A 5,746-nucleotide genomic window follows, 5' to 3' on the forward strand; every position below is an offset into this window, starting at 1 on the left:
AAAACTTCTGATGCTTCCTTTTGGCTCCTTCCTTTCTTTAGGTAATTTATTACTTTCTTCCTTAAATCTTCACTATATGGACTTGTTGACATTTTTCCTTGTATATTATCTTATTATTGCACCTAATACTATATGATTTACTATATATCACTATTTAAGTTATCTCTTTCCCATCCTTTGACATTATAGTCAGCACCGTGTTCGAGTAAATATTTTACTACTGAGACGTGTCTATGTTCCGATGCAAGCATTAAAGGTGACTCATTATCAGTACCGTTAATTTTTGCTCCTGCATTTAATAATAGTTTAATTCCGTTTAGATTGCCTTCTGTAGCTGCTACTGACATAGCAGCATTTGTATCAGCTTTTTTAGAGATAAGATACTTTACAACTTCTTTTCTGCTTTTTAAATTAATTGCGGTACTTAACGGTGTGTTAGAATAATATTCAGTATTAACATCAAAACCATATATTTCAACAAATTTTTTAATTACTTCAAGTTTGTTTTCGTTTATTGCTTTAAAAAAGATTTGCTTGTGAAGATTAGTTACATTTTGACCGGCTTGTTTTGCTTCTTCTAAGGTTATGTTTAAATAAGTCGCTCCTTTTATTAAAAGATAACATGTAATATCTGTTTTGTGAGGTTCTTCCAAACCGGCAGCAAGGCTTAGTAGATTAGAACCAAAATAAGTAGTATTAACATCGCTTCCTTTTTCTTCAATAAAATACTTTACTAAAGTTAAATTTTTATTTCGTATTGAGTCCATTATATCAATATTAAGATGTTTAATTAAATAATCAGCTTGTTTATTATTGTTTTTAAGTGCAAATTCTAATGCTTTGTATTTATTTGCTCCATCCAATACAAGGTTATTTATAAGATTTATTTTATTTAAATTTGGATCATCTAAGCTAGCTATAATATTTAATGCTGTCCCGTCTTTAGGATGAAACTCATTAAAATATTGTTTTAGATACTCTCGAGTTATTACATGTTCTGTTTTAGTAGTTTCCGTTGTATTAGTTTCTAGACGGCTTTTAATCCAAGAACTTTTTTTCCTCGGAGCTGTGGAGGAGTTGTGCATGATAATTTACCTTAAATTAATTTATAGCGTGCGTACTATATAGTAATAAAGGTAAATTATCAATACAGGATATTAACTAAATATAAGTAAATTAACTATTTGTTATATTTTCTTAATCTTTAGTTGTATTTGGTGGTTTTCTAGTTCGATTTCACTAATATGATCAGGAGTAAAATCTTTAGCAAATTCGCCTAAGGTTTGCTCTTTAATGAAGTCGCCGTAAATATTAGTTATTTTTGGCAAATCTACATCAATTAAAATTCTGTCGGTTATAGAGAAATCGGCATCTTTACGAGCTTGTTGTATGAAGCGTACAATGTCTCTAGCCATTCCTTCTTCTATTAATTCAGGTGTTAGCCCTAAATCAAGTATAAGCAAGCTACTATTATTCTCAAAACTTGCTGCTCCTTTGATATGTGAATATGGCTCTAAAACTAGCTTATATTCGTCACTATTTAAGGTTTCGCCGCATATAGCTAAACCGCCAGCGGTAGCTTCCCACTCACCTTTTTTAGAGGCGGCTATAATGTCTTTCATTTTAGCGGGAAGACGTTTACCAAGCATTGGGAAATTAATCGATAATTTTTTGTTTGCATAATTCTCTAAATCATTACGATAAATTACTGCCTTAACATTAATTTCATCTTTAATTAAATCTTCAAAATCTTTAAGTTTATCATTATGTTTACTGATAATAGTTATACTAGCAAGCGGCTGTCTTACTCTGATATTTTCGCTGCTTCGGATAAATAGGCTATTACTACAAATATCAAGCGCGTTATCCATAGTAGCAACTAGCTCATGATTTACCTCAAAGCTTGAGAGATTGGGGTAGTCGCATAGATGGACGCTTTTCCCGTCATTGCGAGGCACTGAAAGTGCCGTGGCAATCTCATGAGAATGTCCTGAGATTGCTTCGTCAAGACTTGTGTCTTTCCTCGCAATGACGTTCGGTCGTTTATGATAAAGACCCAAATATATCGCTTCCGAAATCATAGGCACTAGTGCAGACATCGCAATAGCCATGGTCTCTAAACATAAATACAGAGTATTATAAGCATTTTGTTTATCTGCATCTTTTTCGCTTTTCCAAAATCTTGCTCGGCTTCGTCTTATATACCAGTTATTCAATACTTCAAAAAATTCTGAAACTGCATGATAAGCTGTTTGCGTATCGAAATTATCTAAGCTCTCTTCAATCTTACTTACTGCTATTTTAAGCTTAGATAATATATAAACATCAAGCACGTTTTTAGAGCTAAACTCCCGCTTACCTTTAAGCGAATCGGCATTAGCATACATCGTAAAGAAATGGTAAGCATTCCATATAGGTTTGATAAACAAACGAAGCGTATCAAATACCATCTTGCCGTCTTTATCGATTAATAGCTCCTGACCTTTAACGACGTTTGAAGAGAGCATCGTAACTCTTAAGGCATCCGAGCCATATTTATCAAATAGCTCCAGCGGGTCGGCATAGTTATTAAGACGTTTTGAAAGTTTTTGACCGGTAGCGTCTAAAATTACACCGTGGCATATACAATTTAAAAACGGTGGGCGATCAAATAAAGCGGTAGATAGCACCATTAAAGTATAAAACCAGCCACGTGTTTGTGCTGAATACTCAACTATAAAATCAGCTGGAAAATGGTCCTCAAACCACTCTTTATTTTCAAAAGGGTAGTGGGCTTGCCCGTATGGCATTGAGCCGCTTTCAAACCAGCAATCAAATACATCTTCGATTCTACGCATTGTTGACTTACCGGTTGGATCATCAGGGTTTGGTCTTGTCAGTTCGTCGATAAATGGGCGATGTAAATCAGTAACTTTAACGCCAAAATCTTTCTCTAATTCCTCTATAGAGCCGTAAACATCTATACGTGGATGTTTTGGATCATCAGATTTCCATACAGGCAGAGGCGTTCCCCAAAATCTATTACGGCTTATCGACCAATCACGAGCATTTTCAAGCCACTTACCAAACAAATTATCTTTAACGTGATGTGGAATCCAATTTATTTGCTGATTTAACTCTACCATTCTATCTTTAAACTGTGTAACCTTTACATACCATGACGGAACGGCCTTATATATAAGAGGCGTATCTGTTCGCCAGCAATGAGGATAATTATGAATATACTGCTCGGTTTTTAGCCAATTTCCTTGCTCTTTCAGTTTGATTATTATTTTGTCGTTCGCATCAAATACTTGCAAGCCTTCCAAATCAGGAATTTCTTTAGTGAATTTACCGCTATTATCAACAGGACAAACAAGTTCGATGCCTTTTGATTCGCAAAGTATTTGGTCATCTTCCCCAAAGCCAGGAGCCATGTGAACAACGCCTGTGCCGTCACCCTCAACCACGAAATCGCCGGCAAATATCTTGAAGCTGTTTGGATGATCCTTGAAATAGTCGAATAAAGGCTTATAGCGGAGTCCTTGAAGCTCTGAACCTTTAATTATCTCAAAATTTTCTTCACCGCTAAGCCCTAATTCTTTAGCATATTTAGAGACGGAAGAGGCGGCTATTATATAACAAATATCATTTTTTGGGACTAATGCGTAATTTATATCACTACCAACTGCAAGTGCAAGATTCGACGGTAATGTCCAAGGCGTTGTCGTCCAAGCGAGAATTTGGTATTCTTTATAATTACCGCCTACTGTCACTCCAGACTTCTCCGATGTCATTCCTGCGAAAGCAGGAATCTCATACAATTTTCCTCTTAGCACAAAACTCACCGTTATTGCTTTATCTGCCCGCTCACGATAAGAATTATCAAGCCTTGTTTCAAAATTAGAAAGCGGCGTTTCGCATGCCCACGAGTAAGGCATCACCCGCATAGATTCATATAATAGTCCTTTATTATATAGTTCTTTAAATGCCCAAAGAACGGATTCCATGAAATTCTTATCCATCGTTTTATAAGAATTTTTAAAATCCACCCATCTTGCTTGACGTGTTACATATTGCTCCCACTCACCGGCATATTTCATTACCGAAGCTCTGCAATGAGCGTTAAACTTATCTATACCGAAATTAGCTATTGCAAGACGCCCTGAAATATTAAGCTCTTTCTCTGATTGCATCTCAGCAGGAAGACCGTGACAATCCCAGCCGAAGCGACGCTCGACTTTCTTACCTTTTACGGTTTGGTATCTAGCATATACGTCTTTAATAAAGCCGGTAAGCAAGTGACCGTAATGCGGCAAACCGTTTGCAAAGGGTGGTCCGTCATAAAAAATAAATTCTGACTCTCCATTTCTATCATCAATAGATTTTTGGAATATATTATTGTCTTGCCAAAATTTTAGAATCTCTCGCTCTAAGCTTGCAAAATCTGCATTTGAGCTAACTTCAGGATAATATTTAGTATTTGTCATTGTTTTAGAAATTATTTTTAAAAATATCTTAATTATATGCAAGAGAGGTAATAATACAAGAATTTTTAAGGTATTTAAGAAAGTAGTAAGGTGTATTACAGATTAGACTTCTTGCGTAATTAGCTTCTAGCGGTAATTTGTGCGTCGAGAAGATAGCCGAATCCTCACGTAGATTTACTACGCTGCGGTCCTGTGCTTCGTGTCTCCTGCAAATTCCTCACCATAAGTTTAATTACGCAAGAAGTCTATTAAAAGATGATATAGAAATTTTGTCTAGCTCAATTCATTTCACTACTAGTTATTACCTATCGTTTCAGTTTCATAAGCCGATAATATTTGTGCTTCATATTCTAAATATTTCCACTCTTCATTTAGATATTTAAACATTACTTCGACTCCAGTATATTTTGTTAAATCGTTAAGGCACTGTGCTTTAGCATCACTTTCTACTTTATTACTTAAATTTAGTGGAAGCTTTTGTTTTTGCTCTAAATTAATAGTTTTCATAAGAGCTAGAAAATCACAAATTTTAAATATTAAATTTTTTATGGTTATCTTTATACTATTAATATCTTCATTATATTTCACTTCGTTAAATTTTTTTACTTGAATCTCTTTATATTCAGGTACATTCTTGTATTTAGTAACAGTACGACTCTTTATCACTTCTTTCTCTATCCGTGCTTTTTTACAAATTGGCTCATAGCCCTTAATTTGCCTTATACATACGTTATAATTTAAATGGCGGGATATATAAATTGGTTTTGCTAAAGAAATATCATCATAAGTTTTTAATTTTTTCCTAGGTGGAGAAGTATATATTGGCTTCGGCTCGATTTGTTTAGTTTCTCCTATAAACTCTTTTTCTAAATATTGTTGTTCTTCGTTATAGGCGATTTCTTTTAAACCTACATATTTCTTTTCTGTTGTATAAGAATAATATTTGTCATCATTTATCTTCTCTTGAAGATCTAAATTATTTGTATACGCTTTAGCAAGGTCAGAGAAAAGTATCTTCAGTGTTTTTGAATTTTCACCGAAATAACTTATAGGGAAAACTTGATTATCAACTAATGTTCTATCATTTTCTTTATTAGAACATTCTTTTTTAAATTGAGTTTTCATATTATGTGAATTAGCGAATCAAAACAATATTGTAACTTAATTGTAACGCAGAGTTAGGATAAGAAGTTTATCCTAACTTTGATAAAATGATAGAGTAAAGCCGACTTAAGTTATCATTTTTCCTTATATCTACGTAAACATTCTAACTATAG

Annotated in this window: 3 protein-coding genes; all 3 read right to left on the reverse strand. The window is 34.0% G+C overall.

The window, feature by feature from the left end; genetic code table 11:
• Positions 1-140 precede the first annotated feature (140 nt).
• Positions 141-1,085 carry an ankyrin repeat domain-containing protein gene (locus AC1Z7D_RS05695; protein WP_482602748.1) on the reverse strand — a complete coding sequence of 315 codons (945 nt, stop codon included), beginning with the start codon at positions 1,083-1,085 and terminating at the stop codon, positions 141-143.
• A gap of 102 nt (positions 1,086-1,187) precedes the next feature.
• The gene (gene ileS / locus AC1Z7D_RS05700; RefSeq protein ID WP_482602750.1) at positions 1,188-4,469 is read right to left on the reverse strand and encodes an isoleucine--tRNA ligase; all 3,282 of its coding nucleotides are present in this window, start codon (positions 4,467-4,469) and stop codon (positions 1,188-1,190) included.
• Positions 4,470-4,763: 294 nt separating this feature from the next.
• A complete protein-coding gene (locus AC1Z7D_RS05705; RefSeq protein ID WP_482602752.1) occupies positions 4,764-5,594 on the reverse strand; it encodes a hypothetical protein in 831 nt (276 codons plus the stop codon).
• Between the last annotated feature and the right edge of the window lie 152 nt (positions 5,595-5,746).

This window comes from Rickettsia sp. (assembly GCF_965035265.1).